This window comes from Chitinophaga sedimenti (assembly GCF_023156195.1).
Taxonomy (GTDB): Bacteria; Bacteroidota; Bacteroidia; order Chitinophagales; family Chitinophagaceae; genus Chitinophaga; species Chitinophaga sedimenti.
In genome coordinates, this window is record NZ_JAKUKA010000001.1 from 5,111,004 (window position 1) to 5,126,390 (window position 15,387).

Sequence of the window (15,387 nt, forward strand, 5' to 3'; positions counted from 1 at the left end):
ATACTAAGACAGAGCCGGGCAAACTAATTGCCCGGCTTTTTTATTGCATGCTCATGAATCAGATACGTATATCAATCTTTCTTATATAGCAAATATATTAATTATTTTATATTCCATATACTTCTGCGCAACAATTATTTAAATCTAAAAAAGTGAACCGTCTGGCGCGTGATTTGTTTTTCTAAGTGATAAAATTTCTACCATCATGAAAAACAGACTTTTCTTATTTGCCTGCCTTCTTACTTTAGGTCTGGCTGCCTGCGGGCCGAATGACACCAAAATTAAACAGGAAGTAACCGACAAACTGGCTTCTACTGCCCCGACTACTACTGCCGATGTGCAGAAAGGTGTGGTAACGCTAAGCGGTGAAGTAGCCGACGATGCCACCAAAACTGCTGCGGAAGAAGCCGCTAAATCTGTAAAAGGTGTAAAATCCGTTTCCAACAACATCATGGTAACACCCGCCCCGGTGATGCCTCCTCCTCCCGTTGAAATTAGCGCGGACGATAAGATAAGAATGAGTATCGATTCTTCTATTGCAGCTTCCGGTGTAAGCGGTGTAACCGTATCGGTAATGAACGGCGAAGTAACACTTACCGGCGAAGTATCGAAAGACGATCTTAAAAAGGCTCGTCAGGCTGCGGACCAGTCAAAGCCTAAAAAGGTAATCAACAAGCTGACTGTAAAAAAATAATCCGGTAATCCTGTAAATGTAATCCCATGGCATTAAAAGATAAGTACGCAGACGTGATTCTCGCCGCTAACAGCGCGGGAGTGGCGAATTTACAAGCCACCGAGCAGGAGGGCGTGCTGTATGTAACCGGCACTGCGCCCAGCTTGGCCGCTAAAGATCAAGTATGGCATGCTTTTGAAAAGCTGGATCCCGAATACCGGGCTTCAGACATCGTGCTGAACATTAGTCTGGCCGAAGGCGCCGCTGCCGCTACAGTGGAATACGAAGTGAAATCCGGCGACAACCTGAGTAAAATCGCTAAGAATTACCCGGGCGTGTCGTGGAAAGACATATTTGAAGCAAATAAAGACCAGATCAAGGACCCTAACATGATCCATCCTGGTCAAAAGCTGAAGATACCGACTGTTTGAGAATGCATCTTTAATAGCAACCAGCCCCGCGTATTACGCGGGGCTGGTTTGTTTATATAGTATTAATATCCCACTTTTCATCCTGTATCGAGTCTCTATGGATCCTCTATGGATCCTATATGCTCGTGCCCTGAAACTCTTTGTGGTGCTGAAGGGGGATATAGGAACCTTATAGGATCCATATACCTTCTGTACAGGAATGCTTACTGGTGGCGGGTTGTAAAAAGGTAACAGGGGCCCGGGATGGCAGATACGAAATTTTTTATTGATGATATTTTAGCGGGTTTTACACCTCCGTCTCCCCTGCAATCCATTTATGTTTCCACCGCCGATGCGTCCAAACCCAGGTTTCCGGTTGTTCTTTAATCTGCTGTTCCGGGAACTTCACAAACGCAGCGGTGATTTCACCCTCCTGCGTTTTGGCAGGTTCTTCAAAAGCCAGTTCCAGGTTGGCATGGTAGTAACCGCGTTTCACTTTGCGGATGTCTGCAAAAACAACCGGTATATCCGAACGGCGGGCCGACATTTCCGGGCCTTTATAGAATAGTGTTTTCTGGTGCAGGAAATCGAACCAGAAGGCGCGGCGGCGTTTGCCCGGGTTTTGATCGGCCACCGGGGCAATCAGGTAATTTTTTTCCTTCCATGGCTCCATTTCTTCGCGGATGTTCCGCGCATTGATAAGGATGCTGCCCGCACGTTCACGGAACCGGCGGAACAGCCTGTCCATCGGTTTGGAGGTAAGCGGCATATACACCACCGGGAACGGGTACGTTACATTCTGTATACAACCCAGGTTGGCCCACTCCCAGTTAAACTGATGACCGAGGTGCAACTGGCAGCTTCTGCCGGTTTTATGGAGTTCGTTCAGCAATTCGTAATTGCAGGTGAAACGCTTATCCAGCTGCGCTTTGCTGATGCTGAGCAGCTTGATGGTTTCTACCATCATATCGGTGAGGTTGTGATAATATTTACGGGCCAGGCTGGTAATTTCCGCTTCCGGTTTTTCAGGAAATGATTTACGCAGGTTCTCGAACACGGTCTTCTTCCGGTAACCAACTACATAATACATAACCAGGTAAAGAAAGTCGCTCAGCAGGTACAGCACCGGGAAAGGCAACAGCGAAATGCTGTATAATACCAACATCATCAAATAATACATGCTACACGTTTTATAAAATTATATTCTGCACCAGTTCACATTTGAATGGATAGTCGGTATTGAAGTGCAGGCCCCTGCTTTCTTTGCGGAAGGCAGCGCTTTTAACGATGAGGTACCCCACGGTAATAAGGTTGCGCAGCTCGCAAAGCTGCGGCGATACGGCCGTTTTCTCGTACAGGTCTTCTGTTTCTTCGTGCAATATGTCCGGGCGTTTCAGTGCCCGCTGGATACGGGTGTTGGTACGTACAATGCCGACGTAATCGCTCATTACCTGTTTTAATTCCTTCAGGCTTTGGGTAATGAGGATCATCTCTTTTGGGGCGGTCGTACCGCTGGCATCCCAATCGGGTACATCTTCGCGGATGGTTACGCCATCTATTTCTTCCACGGCTTTCAGGAAACTGCGGTGCGCGAACACCATGGCTTCGAGCAGACTGTTAGAGGCCAGGCGGTTGGCGCCATGAAGGCCCGTGCTGGCACATTCGCCGCTGGCAAACAGGTGGCGGATGGACGTGTGCCCCCATTCGTCTGTTTTAATGCCGCCGCAGCTATAGTGGGCCGCCGGTGCTACGGGAATCATATCTTTTGTTACGTCTATCCCTATTGATTTACATTTTTCATAAATGTTGGGGAAGTGATGAATGAACTTCCCGATATCCATATGCCGGCAATCGAGGTATACATGTTCGGTACCGGTGATTTTCATCTCACTGTCGATAGCACGGGCCACAATATCGCGCGGGGCGAGGGACAGGCGTTTATCGTATTTGTGCATGAAGTCTTCCCCGTTCTTATTCCGCAAAATGCCTCCATCGCCACGCACAGCCTCGGTAATCAGGAACGAGGGGTTTACACCTGGCTGGAACAGGGCAGTAGGGTGGAACTGGATAAACTCCATGTTCTCGATACGGCCTTTCGCACGATACAACATGGCTACGCCATCGCCCGTAGCAATAACAGGGTTGGTAGTGGTGCGGTACACCTGTCCGTTGCCGCCGGTGGCCAGCAGGGTAATGCGGCTTAGTATCTTTTCAATGCGGTTGGTCTGAAGATTCAGCACATACACGCCGAAGCATTCGATATCAAGGGTGGATTTGGTAACCAGGTAGCCCAGGTGGTGCTGGGTGATGAGGTCTACCACAAAACAATGCGTAATAATTTCGATGTTGGGCCGGGTACGGATAGCGGCCAGGAGGGCGCGTTCCATTTCTTTACCGGTAACGTCTTTGTGGTGGATCACGCGGAACTCGGAGTGCCCGCCTTCTTTCCCCAGAGAAAAATCACCATTGGGGTTGCGATCGAAGTTGGCGCCCCATTCAATCAGCTCGTTCACCCGCTCCGGGCCCTCTTTTACCACGATCTCGACTATCTTTTCGTTGCATAGTCCATCGCCCGCAATGAGGGTATCATCTATATGCTTTTCAAAACTATCGTTCTCCAGGTCGTTCACCACGGCCACGCCGCCCTGGGCATATTTGGTATTGGTCTCGTCTTCCCGGGTCTTGGTGATGATGGTCACCTTTTTATCCGGGCAACGCTCCGCCACTTTCAAAGCATACGTTAAGCCTGCTATGCCTGAGCCTACTACAAGAAAGTCTGTTTTTGCATATGCCTCCAAAATTACGGCAGAGAAGGCAAATATTGTTCCCGCAGGTAAAAAACTAGCTTTTCATCTGTTTCAATGAGCCTTCTACCAAACACCATTGCGCCACGCCGTACGTAATCATCACCCCGATACCCGCCACTTCGTTGGGCGAATAAAATTTCCGTACGGCCAGCAGCGTGTCCGACAGTACGAATAATATGGCCCCTAAAATGCACAGGAAGGCGGCCAGCGAGTTCTTGAACGCAAAGGCATAAATAGCGGAGAGCATCATGGCAGTGAGCACCCCGGCGTAAATAAATACCGGTATCCGCAGCCCCGCCATATTGGGGTACAGCAGGTACAATAACCCCATCGCATACACGATGGCGAAGCAGGTCCAGGCGATATGCCGGGGCCGCACAAAACGCTCCGTATGCTCTACCTGCGCAAAGAACAGGATGTAGGCAATGTGCGCCATCAGAAAGCTCGTAAGTCCGCCAATAAAAAAGAGATTGCTGTTATGCTCGAACATCAGCAAAACGTCGCCCCACCAGGAGAAGATGAGTGCCGCGAAAATCAGGTTCCGCACCGGTTGCTGAATATTGATCGCTTCTGACCAGTAGTGTAAAGCCAGCAGCACCATGAGCAACGGTTTGGTAAAGTAACGTGGAAAAGGTAGTTGCATTGCAATGGCCAGCACATCCATGCCCAGCGCGGTGAAATACAACATTCCCCAGATTTTTTTCTCATAGAGAATAGTCGAATGCTGCAACTTACTGACTATTTAACTATTTAACAACACATAAAAAGTTGTACCATTTGCAGCCGGACTTACGACCTTGAGCTGGCCACCGTGCATTTGTATGATTTGTTGCGAAAGACTTAAGCCGATGCCCGAGCCTTTTTCTTGGTGGTAAAGAACGGGATAAAGATGCGGTCGAGCGCCTCTGGCTCAATACCGGGACCATTATCCGCAATTTCAATACACACCTGTTGCATGTTGCTGATGTAGCCTTTTACCTGGATCAGTGGTTTGTCGGTATGCTCCAAAGCATCCATCGCATTTTTTACCAGGTTGATGAGCACCATCTGCAGCTGGGTGGCGTCGGCGTGTATTTCAATATTTTCCGGGGCAACATTCACCTGGTAGGTGATGCCGGCCGCACGCATATATCGGATTGGAGCAGGTTGCTCACCGAATTAATGAGCGTTTTTAAGCTGACCTGGGTGAATTGTGGTTCAGGCAGCGTGGTGTAATCGCGATAAGCATTCACGAAGTTCATAATGCCCTTGCTCCGGCTTTCCACGGTTTGCAGCGCCTCCTTTAAATCTGTTACCGCTTCGTGACCGGGTTCTGCAAGCGGCGTAATATCATAATCCACGATATCGGTCATCGTGCCGATCAGCGAAACGATCGGTGTAATGGAGTTCATGATTTCGTGACGCAGAATTTTAGTCAGGTTCTGCCAGGCTTCCAGCTCCTTTCTTTGCAGCTCGGCGTGGATGTTCTGGATCGAAATCAACTTCACCAGGCGCCCCTGTAAACGCACGCTGGCGGCGTTGATCGACAGCTGCTGGCCATTTTGGGTGGCGAACAGACTTTTATGTCCGGCTTCCAGGTACATCATCAGTTCCGGCAATTCGGGATGCGTATGTTTCAGTTCATCGATGTACCGCAGGCGGTAAATTCCCAACAAACGGAAAGCGGCCGGGTTAATCAATTCTATTTTCCCGTCATTATCAAAAGAAAGAATACCGACACTGATGTGTTGAATGATAGTATCGATGTATTTGAGGCTGGCCTCTTTCTGCCCGTGTTTGCCGAAAGGCTTCCAGTACTTCATTAAACTGGTGGTTCAGCGCACTGAAGCTCCTGCCCAGCTTATTATCCGCGCTAAAGCGAATGCTAAAATCCTCGTACCGGATCGATTCCGGGAACAGGGTAAGCTTCCGGTTCACGCGGTTCAAATAATAGTACAGGCCATAAATCTGTAAGGCCAGCAGCGGCAACATACAACCCGCCAGGAAGTACATGTGCTGCAAGCCGAACCACACGGCCAGCGCAACGTTGATCGATAACCCCGCGATGCGGAGCAGAATATTTAAACTGAACCTGTTCACTATCAGATGTTATATTTTTCCATGCGGCGGTACAGGGCCGCCCTGCTTTCAATCCCAGTTCCCTGGCAGCTTCGGTGATATTACCATTACACTTTTTCAGCGCCTGGTTAATCATGTTCTGCTCCATTTCCTCCAGGTTGTAGCCGGTGTTGAGTTTCTCATTGCCGTTGGCGGCGTTGTTCTTCATGAACACATCTTTCGGCATCAGCGTTTTGCCCTGCGACAATATCACCGCCCGTTCAATGGCATGCTGCAACTCGCGGATGTTGCCCGGCCACTCGTATTGTTCCATTTGCTGCACGAGCGAATCGTGCAGGAAGGCTACGGGACGGTTGTATTTTTTCCGGTACATGCCGAGGAAGTACTCGGCCAGGGGTACAATATCTTCCGTACGCTCGCGCAGCGCCGGCAGTTGTATTTCGATAGTGTTGATGCGGTACAACAAATCCTGCCGAAACAAATACTGTTGCGCCATTTGTGCAATATTGCGGTTGGTGGCGCAGATCAGCCGTACGTTAACGGCAGTGTTTTTATTGCTGCCCACGCGGGTCACCGAGCGGTTTTGCAGTACGGTCAGCAGTTTGGCCTGGAGGGGAAGGGTAATGTTCCCGATCTCGTCCAGGAAAATAGTGCCGCCATTAGCTTCCTCGAAACGGCCCTGCCGGTCGTCGCGCGCATCGGTAAAGGCGCCTTTGCTATGCCCGAATAACTCGCTTTCGAACAGCGACTCGCTGAGCGCGCCGAGGTCAACGCTTACAAATGCTTTATCTTTCCTTAAGGATAATTGATGGATGTGCCGGGCCAATACATCTTTACCGGTACCATTTTCGCCAAGGATCAGCACATTAGCGTCGGTTTCGGCCACGCGTGCAGCCGTGTCCAGGATATCCTGCATCACTTTGCTTACGCTGATAAGGTTGTTGCTGGCGGCAGGCGCCGGTGTTTTGTCGGCATTGCCTGCCTGGCGGTTATCAAAAGCCTTCTGGATGGTCGCTAGCAGCTTTTCGTTTTCCCAGGGTTTGAGTACAAAGTCTACCGCCCCGGCTTTAATGGCGCGAACAGCCATTTCTACATCGCCATAGGCCGTAAACAATACGACCGAAGCCTTCGGGTTAATATCCAGTATGCGGTCCAGCCACTCAAATCCCTCTTTGCCACTGCTGGAATCGCGGGTGAAGTTCATATCCAGCAAAATCACATCATAATCGAAGTTGGTAACGAAGTACGGGATCTTCTGCGGGTTCTTCTCAAAGTCTACCTGAGAAAAATGGCGCTTTAACAGTAGCCGTGCGGCGCGTAATACATCCGTATCATCGTCTACAATCAGTATTTTTCCTTGCTGAATAGTTGTCATATCATTTTAGGTTGAGGAGGGAACCGCAAACAATGTTCCTTTATTAAGGTCGACAGGCCGCCGGACCCGGTGAGCAGCCTGTAAAGCAAGATAAATAAAGATTTGACGCGTTACACGTTTTTCTTGGGCCGCTTCCCGCAGCCATGGCCAACTGTCCGGAAACGAACACCGCTTGTCCGCCACAGGACGTTTTTATCTTGCTGATTTTGCTGAAATCAGCCATGGTAAAGGAAATGGCTCTTTGGCATATGGATTGGCTACTCCTGGGTGCAAACACATTTAATCGATGGATCGAAAAATAGAAAAGAAGTTCTGGAACAAAAAGCGCATCCTCATGATCGGCGGCGGTACCTGGTGGTGTGCCTGCTGGCCTACCAGCTGATTTTTGCCGATCACCGTTCCAGGCTCAATGTAGAAAAGGAAAAAATCACCGTGTCAACCGTAACCAAAGGTACGTTTGATGTATATATCGTGGTAACCGCCACTGTACAACCGCTCAAAACCATTCGCCTCGATGCCATTGAAGGCGGGTACGTGATGCAGAAGTACCTTGAAGGCGGCAGCAGCGTGAAAAAGGGCGACTCTATCCTGCGCCTGGACAACCAGCGCCTGATGATGGAGTTCGTAAACCGTGAAACGGAAATGTACCGCCTGATCAATGAATTGCAAAACACGCGTCTCCGGTTGAAACAGGATCGCTTCACCCCCGGATAAAACCTTGAGCGACCTGGATTACAACCTGGACCAGGCGAAAGACGTGTTTGACCGTAACGACAAGCTGTTTAAGGATAAAGTGGTATCCGAATCCGACTACCTCAAATCCAAACGCGATTATGAGCGCCTGAAACGTTCCCGCGAAATTGAGGTACAGTCGCAGAAGTACCAGGAAGATAACAGCCGCCTGCAGATCGTGCAGCTTGAAGCTACGATCGACCGTACGCAACGTAACCTGCAGCTGATGAAGAGCAACCTGGCCAACCTCGTGGTACGTGCCCCCGTGGCGGGACAACTTTCCTCCATCAACGTGGAAGTGGGCTCGAGCATCGTAGCAGGACAAAACATCGGCCAGATTGACGATATGGACGGGTTTAAATTGCGCGCTGAAATCGACCAGCACTACATTTCCCGGGTATATGTGGGACTGAAGGCCAACTTCGAGTTCAACGGCAATGAAAGTACGCTGATCATCTCCAAAGTATATCCCGAAGTAAAGAACGGCCGCTTTGAAGTAGACATGATATTCGACGGCAAAGCGCCCGAAGGTATCCGCCGCGGACAGGACATGCCGATTCACCGGAGCTGGGCAAACCTTCGCAGGCAATACTGCTGCCAACGGGCGGTTTCTTCTCCGATACCGGTGGTAACTGGGTGTATGTGCTGGACAAAGGCGGTAAAAAAGCCGTGAAGCGCAGCATTTCCCTGGGCCGTAAAAACCCGCTGTATTTCGAGGTGCTGGACGGTCTGCAGCCTGGCGAACAGGTTATCACGTCATCGTACGAGAATTTCGGCGACAAAGAAGTTTTATCATTTTAATAAATTGAGATCATTCCATCCACCCCTATCAATCCAAAAAAGAAAACATGATTAAGACAGTCAATTTACAGAAGATGTTTGCGACCGAGGAAGTAGAAACCACTGCCCTTAACGGGATCAACATGGAAATACAGGATGGCGAGTTTGTGGCTATCATGGGCCCTTCCGGTTGCGGTAAATCCACGTTGCTGAACATTCTTGGCCTGCTGGATAATCCATCCGACGGCGAATATCACTTCTGGGGTAAAGAAGTAGCACGTATGAGCGAGCGTCAGCGTGCGCAATTGCGTAAAGGCGCTATTGGTTTCGTTTTCCAGAGCTTTAACCTCATCGATGAACTTACCGTGTTCGAGAACGTTGAACTGCCGCTGTTGTACCTGAAAGTACCGGGCGCCGAACGTAAGAAGAAGGTGGAAGAAGTGCTGGAGCGTATGAGCATCATGCACCGCCGCAACCACTTCCCGCAGCAGCTTTCCGGCGGTCAGCAACAGCGTGTGGCCATTGCCCGCGCGGTAGTCGCAAGGCCCAACCTGATCCTGGCGGATGAGCCTACCGGTAACTGGACTCCACCAATGGGGAAGAGGTAATGAAACTGTTGCAGGAACTCAATAACGCCGGTACCACCATGATCATGGTAACCCACTCTCCCTACGACGCAGGCTTTGCACACCGCATTGTAAACCTGTTCGACGGCCGGGTGGTAACAGAGAATATCAAGGAACAATTTCACGTATAACCTTTACAGTTATGACCAGCGAAATAAAACCCGTGCTGAAACAGCTTTTGGAAATACAGGCCTTTTCCGGTCGCGCGGGCGGCAACAGTCTGCCCGCGGCCGATGTGCTAAGTCTGTACTGCCTGTTTGTTTTTCTCGGCGGGATAATGTTCGCCGGCCTTGTTTATTACCTGTTCATGCGCCGTCCGCGTGAATTACAATCCCACGCCCTGTAACCTATGTTCTTCAACTACCTCAAACTCGCCTGGCGCAATTTGTGGAAGCACAAGTTGCTCAGCTTCATCAACGCCGGCAGCCTGGCCATCGGCATCAGTGCGGCGCTGGTGATTTTCATGATCGTCCATTACGATACCTCGTTCGATAAATCGCACCAGGATGCCGACCGCATTTACCGCGTGGTTACCGAAAGCAATTCGGGCGGTTTTAACATGAAGAGTGCCGGAGTACCGTTCGTGATGGTGCAGCATGCGTCGGCAGAATTACCCGAGGTGGAAGAAGCGGTGTTTTTCTTCCGTAACTACGACGAAGTTAAAGTGACCATCCCGGGTACAGCGCCTAAAACATTCTTAGGAGAAAATAAAGGCATTTTCGCGGATAGCAGTTACTTTAAAATGATAAGATACCAGCTGTTGGCCGGTTCGCTGTTGCCTTTACGGGAGCCCTATACGGTGGTGCTGCCGCAAAGTACTGCAGCGCGTTACTTCCCGGGTGTATCGCCCGAGGCGTTGGTTGGCCGCGAAGTTGTGTACAATGATAGCATTCACACGCGGGTCGCTGGCGTGGTGGCAGACTTAAAACAACCTACCGACTTTGGCTTCAATGCGTTTATATCTATGCCCACGCTGTCGGCCATCAACCTGTTGCGGCCGCAGCAGCGTACATCCTGGGGCAATATTACTTCCGCGTCTCAATTGTTCCTGAAGCTGCGTCATGGCGCATCGCCCACAAAAGTGGGCGCACAACTTTCTGCCATGCCTCCCATCCGGAAAAACCAGGCGGCGAACGAACGCAACCAGTTTATACTACAACCCCTCGAAGATCTTCATTTCGACAGTCTCTACGGCATATACGAAAGCCGCGTGGCCAGTCGCAGCACCCTGCTGGGTATGGAGCTGGTAGCCCTGTTCCTGCTGTTGCTCGGCTGCATCAACTTTGTAAACCTGCAAACCGCGCGGGCCGGCGCACGCGCCAGGGAGATTGGCGTGCGTAAGGTAATGGGCAGTTCGCAGGGAAAACTTATTACGCAGTTTTTAGGCGAAAGCCTGCTGTTTACGCTGGTGGCCATGGTATTATCCTTATTGGCAGTGCCTGCGTTATTACAGTTATTTAAAGGATTTATTCCCGATGGCGTTACGCTCGGACTGCTGTTGCAGCCTGCGGCGCTGGGTTTCATTGGATTGCTGGTGCTGGTCATCAGCCTGTTTGCAGGCTTTTATCCCGCTATCGTACTGTCGCGCTTCGAACCTTTGCTGGTATTGAAGAAACAGGTAGCCGGGCGGGCCGCTAGGTCGTGGTTCCGGCCGGTACTGACGGTGGCACAGTTTACGATCGCACTGGTGTTTATCATCGCCACGATCATCGTATCCCAGCAAACCCGTTATGGGCTCACCAAAGAAGCGGGGTATCGTAAAGACGCCATCTTGCATGCTACCATCGCCTATTCGGCCAAAGCAGCCGACCGGAAATATTTTGCGGAACAACTGGCGCAGGTGCCCGGGATCAAAACCATTGGGCGCAGCAGTCAGCCCCCGGCTTCCACCAGCAGCATGAACACCGAGATCGCGTGGTACGAGGGCAAGGAGGAAAAAAGGCCATGGTGCAGATCAAATACGCCGATACGCACTACGCCGATATTTACCAGCTACAGTTCGTGGCCGGCCGCAACCTGCAGCCTTCCGATACCATGCGCGAAATCGTTATTAATGAATCGATGGCCCGCGAGGCTGGTTTTACCCGTCCGGCCGAAGCGGTGGGCGCTACTATGAAACTGTGGGACCAGCAGGTACCCGTGGCCGGTGTCGTGCGTGACTTTGATGCTCAGTCGATCAAAGCGGGTGCGAGGCCGCTGGTAATTTGCAGCGAAGCAAGTACCTATTACAGTTACGATCTGCTGCTGGAGCCCGGCGGCGCGGCGGTATGGCAACCCGCCATTCAACAAATAACAGCGCTGGCTAAAACCACCTTCCCCGATAAACAATTCGACATCAAATTTTTTGATGATGAAGTGGCGGCCTTTTATAAATATGAACAGGAACTCAGTGCCCTCTTATCCTGGTCCATGGCGCTGATGGTGTTGTTGAGTTGCCTGGGGCTGCTGGGCCTCTCCATCCACGCCACTACGCAACGAACCCGCGAAGTGGGCATCCGTAAGGTGATGGGGGCCAGTGTGGCGGGCATTGTCGCTATGTTTACCAAAGATGTAATTAAACTGATCGCGATCGCGTTGCTGATAGCCGCGCCGGTGGCCTGGTACGCCATGCATACGTGGCTGCAGGGCTATGCGTTCAGGGTGCCGATACAATGGTGGGTTTTTGCTGCGGCAGGCGCCGGCGCCATATTGGTTGGGCTTTTAACGGTGAGTGTTCATTCGCTGAAAGCTGCATTGATGAATCCCGTGCGCTCATTGCGGACGGAGTAACCAAAATCCGTTTAAAGTTATGATCAAGAATTATCTCAAACTCGCGTGGCGAAATATCTGGAAGTCCAAAGCCACTTTCGGCATTAATGTAACCGGTTTGGCCGTAGCGGTTTGCGCGGCATTGATCCTGTCGGTAACAGCTTACTACCAGCTTACTTTTAACCGTTTTCATAAGGACCTGCCGTCATTGTACCAGGTATATCATTATGAAAACGAGGTAAGGGGAGCCGACGCCAAATCCAATTTGCCGGTATCTTTCCAGGATGAAGTGAAAAACGAGTTTCCGGAAGTGGTGATGTCTACCCGCTACATGAGTACCGGCGGACTATACCGGTTCGAGGGCAAATCGGGCAGTACAGGCATCCGCCTGGTAGACCCCGATTTCTTAAACATGTTTTCTTTTCCCATCCTGAAGGGAGATAAAAAGCCGCTGGACAACTCGCGCCAGGTAGCTTTTTCAGACAAAGCGGCGAAGGCGTTGCTGGGCACCGACGATGTAGTGGGCAAAACCATCGCCATGAAAATAGGGGAGGAGTGGGATAACTTCACCATCTCCGCGATCGTAAAGGCGGCGCCGGACAACTCCGACCTTAACTTCGCCGTGTTGATGCGGTTCGATGCGCATCCGGTGTACGCGCGTAACAAGGGAATATGGGACAACTTCAATACCGAGATGTTCGTGAAACTTGTGCCCAAAGCAACTGCGGCGGATTTTGATAAGCATAGCCAGTCGCTTGTTAACAAATATTACCAGGACCAGCTGACCCGACTGAAACGCGATGGCGCCAAACCCGATGCGGACGGTTACATCATGAAGTTTGGCGTAATACCGGTGCAGGACATGCATTTTAACGGCATCAGCGCCAGCGGCGGGGGCAGCAGGAAGGTGACTACCTATATGCTGTTTATCATTGCGGGCTTCGTATTGTTCATTGCCTGTATCAACTTTATTAATTTATCAGTGGCGCGCGCCTTCAGCCGCAGTAAGGAAATGGGCATGCGTAAAATGATGGGCGCCGTACGTTTCCAGCTGATCGCACAGTTGTGGGGAGAGGCGGTGCTCATTTGCCTGATCGCCGGTGCGGCAGGCCTGCTCCTTACTTCCATACTGATGCCCGAATATAACGCCCGGATGCATACATCGCTTACAATGAGTCTTGTACTTAAACCCGCCATGCTAACGGGCATTTTGCTGGTCTTTATCATTATGACCGTGGTCGCCGGCGTGTACCCGGCGCTGGTGATGACGCGTATCAATGCCGTACAGGCATTGAAAGGCAGCATCAAACCCGGCCGCAAACAATATGTGCGGAATTCACTGATCGTGGTGCAGTTTGCCTTTTCGGCGCTGTTGATCTGCTGTACCCTCGTAGCCTGGCAGCAGAGCGTATACCTGCGCTCCAAACCACTTGGTTTTAATAAAGAACAGGTGATCAGCCTCCCGCTGTCTGGCAGCGATATCAAAAGAGGTACGCTGGTAGAATTGCTGCGCGATAACCTGGCCGGACAAACGGGCATCATGAGCGTAAGCGCCGCGGACAATAACCTCGGTATTGGTAAAGACGGCTCTTCTATGACCTCGCAGATGACCTTTGACTACAACGAACGCCAGTTAGGCACACACTTAATGACCATTGATTACGACTATACAAAAACGCTGGGTATTAAACTGGTGGCAGGCCGCGACTTTGATCGCAACCTGGCATCCGACTCGGGCGCCATCATTATTAACCAGGAACTGGCCCGTCAGCTGGGCGGAGATACCATCCTGAACAAGTTTATCCGTTTCGATTCAGACTGGAAGCCGCAGCAGGTAATTGGTATCACCGAAAACTTTAACTTCAAATCGCTCAATAAAAAGTAGAGGGGCTCACCATGCTGCTCGACCCCAAGCGCGTCGATTACGCCTACGCCTATATTAAAGTAGTGCCCAACGATTTGCCGGCGTCTATGGAAAGAGTGGAAAAAGTATGGGCCACGCTGATGCCGGGTGCGGAGTTTAGGGGGTCCTTCCTGGACGAGAACGTGGAACGGCAGTACCGGGAAGAGAAGCGTACGTCGCAGTTATTCATGGTTGGCGCGCTGCTCACCATCATCATTTCCTGTATGGGCCTGTTCGCCGTAGCCATCCTGGCCATTGCGCAGCGTACCAAAGAGATTGGCATCCGTAAAGTATTGGGCTCCAGTATTGCAGGCATCCTGCTGCTGCTGTACCGTGATTTCCTGAAACTGGTGCTGCTCGCCATTGTCATCGCTATGCCACTGGCCTGGTTCTTCATGGGTAAGTGGCTGGATTCCTTCGCTTATAACGTAGGCTTGCAGTGGTGGGTATTTGTCCTGGCGGGACTTACCGCCATCGCTATTGCGATCGGCACGGTGAGCATTCAGTCGATCAGGCGGCGCTGGCAAACCCGGTGAAGGCCCTCCGTTCCGAGTAACCGTATATTATTTATATTTATCTGACTAGCTATTTATTATGATCCATTTAAAACATATCTCTAAGCATTACCCGGTTGGATTTGGTAAAAATGAAGTGCTGAAAGACATCGACCTTGCCATACATGAAGGCGAATTTGTATCCATCATGGGCCCGAGCGGCTCGGGCAAATCGACCCTGTTGCATATACTCGGCCTGCTGGAAGAACCTTCCGGCGGCGAATACTATTTCGACAATGAGCTGGTAAGCAAAATGAACGAGAAAAAACGCACCCAACTGCATCGGGGCAGCATTGGCTTTGTGTTCCAGGCGTACCACCTGATAGATGAACTGACCGTTTACGAAAACATAGAAACCCCTTTGCTGTATCGCAATGTGTCGGCGTCTGAACGTAAAAGCCGGGTGGCCGATGTATTGGACCGTTTCAACATCGTTGCCAAAAAGACCTGTTCCCGAACCAGCTTTCGGGTGGGCAGCAGCAACTGGTAGGTATTGCACGGGCCATTATCGGCGAACCGAAAGTGATTTTCGCGGACGAGCCTACCGGTAACCTGCATTCGGACCAGGCGCTTTCCATCATGCAACTTTTCAAGGAGCTGAACGAAAAAGATAAAATCACCATTGTACAGGTAACCCATTCGGACGTGAACGCGACTTACGGCAACCGGATAATCCGTATTATGGACGGCCAGGTACAATAGCCTGGCAAAAAAGCCTTTC

At 50.9% G+C, this 15,387-nt stretch carries 16 protein-coding genes and 3 pseudogenes; 13 read left to right on the forward strand and 6 right to left on the reverse strand.

Annotated elements, in window-relative coordinates:
• The first annotated feature begins 205 nt into the window (after nucleotides 1–205).
• Complete coding sequence (locus tag MKQ70_RS29325; RefSeq protein ID WP_248077699.1) at nucleotides 206–694, forward strand: BON domain-containing protein; 489 nt, start codon at nucleotides 206–208, stop codon at nucleotides 692–694.
• 26 nt (nucleotides 695–720) lie between these two features.
• Nucleotides 721–1,104 carry a LysM peptidoglycan-binding domain-containing protein gene (locus MKQ70_RS29330; protein ID WP_248077700.1) on the forward strand — a complete coding sequence of 128 codons (384 nt, stop codon included), beginning with the start codon at nucleotides 721–723 and terminating at the stop codon, nucleotides 1,102–1,104.
• A 286-nt stretch (nucleotides 1,105–1,390) separates the two neighbouring features.
• On the opposite strand, the gene MKQ70_RS29335 is transcribed toward MKQ70_RS29330, so the two are convergent.
• From MKQ70_RS29335 to MKQ70_RS29360, 6 genes and pseudogenes are all read right to left on the reverse strand, one after another.
• Nucleotides 1,391–2,263 (reverse strand): lysophospholipid acyltransferase family protein, encoded by an 873-nt coding sequence (locus MKQ70_RS29335; RefSeq protein ID WP_248077702.1) that lies wholly within the window; start codon nucleotides 2,261–2,263, stop codon nucleotides 1,391–1,393.
• 10 nt (nucleotides 2,264–2,273) lie between these two features.
• The gene (gene nadB / locus MKQ70_RS29340; RefSeq protein WP_248081735.1) at nucleotides 2,274–3,809 is read right to left on the reverse strand and encodes an L-aspartate oxidase; all 1,536 of its coding nucleotides are present in this window, start codon (nucleotides 3,807–3,809) and stop codon (nucleotides 2,274–2,276) included.
• A 115-nt stretch (nucleotides 3,810–3,924) separates the two neighbouring features.
• A complete protein-coding gene (locus MKQ70_RS29345) occupies nucleotides 3,925–4,578 on the reverse strand; it encodes a lysoplasmalogenase (RefSeq protein WP_248077704.1) in 654 nt (217 codons plus the stop codon).
• Between the two features lie 54 nt (nucleotides 4,579–4,632).
• Nucleotides 4,633–5,018, reverse strand: a pseudogene (locus MKQ70_RS29350) (sensor histidine kinase).
• Nucleotides 4,988–5,692: a sensor histidine kinase gene (locus MKQ70_RS29355; RefSeq protein WP_248077712.1), complete on the reverse strand. Its 705-nt coding sequence runs from the start codon at nucleotides 5,690–5,692 to the stop codon at nucleotides 4,988–4,990. Before MKQ70_RS29355 ends, MKQ70_RS29350 begins: the two are co-directional and overlap by 31 nt.
• A gap of 62 nt (nucleotides 5,693–5,754) precedes the next feature.
• Entirely contained in the window at nucleotides 5,755–7,323 is a 1,569-nt protein-coding gene (locus MKQ70_RS29360) for a sigma-54-dependent transcriptional regulator (protein ID WP_248077714.1), read from the reverse strand.
• 354 nt (nucleotides 7,324–7,677) lie between these two features.
• Between MKQ70_RS29360 and MKQ70_RS29365 the strand changes: the two genes are divergently transcribed.
• The 11 genes and pseudogenes from MKQ70_RS29365 (at nucleotide 7,678) to MKQ70_RS41620 (ending at nucleotide 15,368) form a co-directional block, all read left to right on the forward strand.
• Nucleotides 7,678–8,037, forward strand: a complete 360-nt coding sequence (locus tag MKQ70_RS29365) for an efflux RND transporter periplasmic adaptor subunit (protein WP_248077716.1) — start codon at nucleotides 7,678–7,680, stop codon at nucleotides 8,035–8,037.
• Between the two features lie 4 nt (nucleotides 8,038–8,041).
• Nucleotides 8,042–8,728, forward strand: coding sequence for an HlyD family secretion protein (locus MKQ70_RS29370; protein WP_248077718.1), 687 nt, complete (start codon nucleotides 8,042–8,044; stop codon nucleotides 8,726–8,728).
• The gene (locus tag MKQ70_RS29375) at nucleotides 8,698–8,856 is read left to right on the forward strand and encodes a hypothetical protein (protein WP_248077720.1); all 159 of its coding nucleotides are present in this window, start codon (nucleotides 8,698–8,700) and stop codon (nucleotides 8,854–8,856) included. Before MKQ70_RS29370 ends, MKQ70_RS29375 begins: the two co-directional genes overlap by 31 nt.
• A 47-nt stretch (nucleotides 8,857–8,903) precedes the next feature.
• Nucleotides 8,904–9,592, forward strand: a pseudogene (locus tag MKQ70_RS29380) (ABC transporter ATP-binding protein).
• A gap of 11 nt (nucleotides 9,593–9,603) precedes the next feature.
• Nucleotides 9,604–9,807, forward strand: a complete 204-nt coding sequence (locus tag MKQ70_RS29390; protein WP_248077724.1) for a hypothetical protein — start codon at nucleotides 9,604–9,606, stop codon at nucleotides 9,805–9,807.
• Nucleotides 9,808–9,810: 3 nt separating this feature from the next.
• Nucleotides 9,811–11,046: pseudogene (locus tag MKQ70_RS29395) on the forward strand (ABC transporter permease); the annotation flags it as partial.
• Between the two features lie 359 nt (nucleotides 11,047–11,405).
• Entirely contained in the window at nucleotides 11,406–12,230 is an 825-nt protein-coding gene (locus MKQ70_RS29400) for an ABC transporter permease (protein ID WP_248077725.1), read from the forward strand.
• Nucleotides 12,231–12,249: 19 nt separating this feature from the next.
• Nucleotides 12,250–14,094: an ABC transporter permease gene (locus MKQ70_RS29405; RefSeq protein ID WP_248077726.1), complete on the forward strand. Its 1,845-nt coding sequence runs from the start codon at nucleotides 12,250–12,252 to the stop codon at nucleotides 14,092–14,094.
• An 11-nt stretch (nucleotides 14,095–14,105) separates the two neighbouring features.
• A complete protein-coding gene (locus MKQ70_RS29410) occupies nucleotides 14,106–14,648 on the forward strand; it encodes an ABC transporter permease (protein ID WP_248077728.1) in 543 nt (180 codons plus the stop codon).
• Nucleotides 14,649–14,706: 58 nt separating this feature from the next.
• Nucleotides 14,707–15,156: an ABC transporter ATP-binding protein gene (locus MKQ70_RS29415; protein ID WP_308199246.1), complete on the forward strand. Its 450-nt coding sequence runs from the start codon at nucleotides 14,707–14,709 to the stop codon at nucleotides 15,154–15,156.
• Between the two features lie 32 nt (nucleotides 15,157–15,188).
• Nucleotides 15,189–15,368 carry an ATP-binding cassette domain-containing protein gene (locus MKQ70_RS41620; protein ID WP_308199247.1) on the forward strand — a complete coding sequence of 60 codons (180 nt, stop codon included), beginning with the start codon at nucleotides 15,189–15,191 and terminating at the stop codon, nucleotides 15,366–15,368.
• Nucleotides 15,369–15,387 lie beyond the last annotated feature (19 nt).

Excerpts from the sequence above, each read along its gene's own strand:
- MKQ70_RS29345 (WP_248077704.1), bottom strand. The coding sequence starts at position 4,578 with ATGTTGTATTTCACCGCGCTGGGCATGGATGTGCTGGCCATTGCAATG.
- MKQ70_RS29390 (WP_248077724.1), top strand. The coding sequence starts at position 9,604 with ATGACCAGCGAAATAAAACCCGTGCTGAAACAGCTTTTGGAAATACAG.
- MKQ70_RS29335 (WP_248077702.1), bottom strand. The coding sequence starts at position 2,263 with ATGTATTATTTGATGATGTTGGTATTATACAGCATTTCGCTGTTGCCT.
- MKQ70_RS29325 (WP_248077699.1), top strand. The coding sequence starts at position 206 with ATGAAAAACAGACTTTTCTTATTTGCCTGCCTTCTTACTTTAGGTCTG.
- MKQ70_RS29410 (WP_248077728.1), top strand. The coding sequence starts at position 14,106 with ATGCTGCTCGACCCCAAGCGCGTCGATTACGCCTACGCCTATATTAAA.
- MKQ70_RS29330 (WP_248077700.1), top strand. The coding sequence starts at position 721 with ATGGCATTAAAAGATAAGTACGCAGACGTGATTCTCGCCGCTAACAGC.
- MKQ70_RS29360 (WP_248077714.1), bottom strand. The coding sequence starts at position 7,323 with ATGACAACTATTCAGCAAGGAAAAATACTGATTGTAGACGATGATACG.
- MKQ70_RS29405 (WP_248077726.1), top strand. The coding sequence starts at position 12,250 with ATGATCAAGAATTATCTCAAACTCGCGTGGCGAAATATCTGGAAGTCC.
- MKQ70_RS29415 (WP_308199246.1), top strand. The coding sequence starts at position 14,707 with ATGATCCATTTAAAACATATCTCTAAGCATTACCCGGTTGGATTTGGT.
- MKQ70_RS29400 (WP_248077725.1), top strand. The coding sequence starts at position 11,406 with ATGGTGCAGATCAAATACGCCGATACGCACTACGCCGATATTTACCAG.
- MKQ70_RS29355 (WP_248077712.1), bottom strand. The coding sequence starts at position 5,692 with ATGAAGTACTGGAAGCCTTTCGGCAAACACGGGCAGAAAGAGGCCAGC.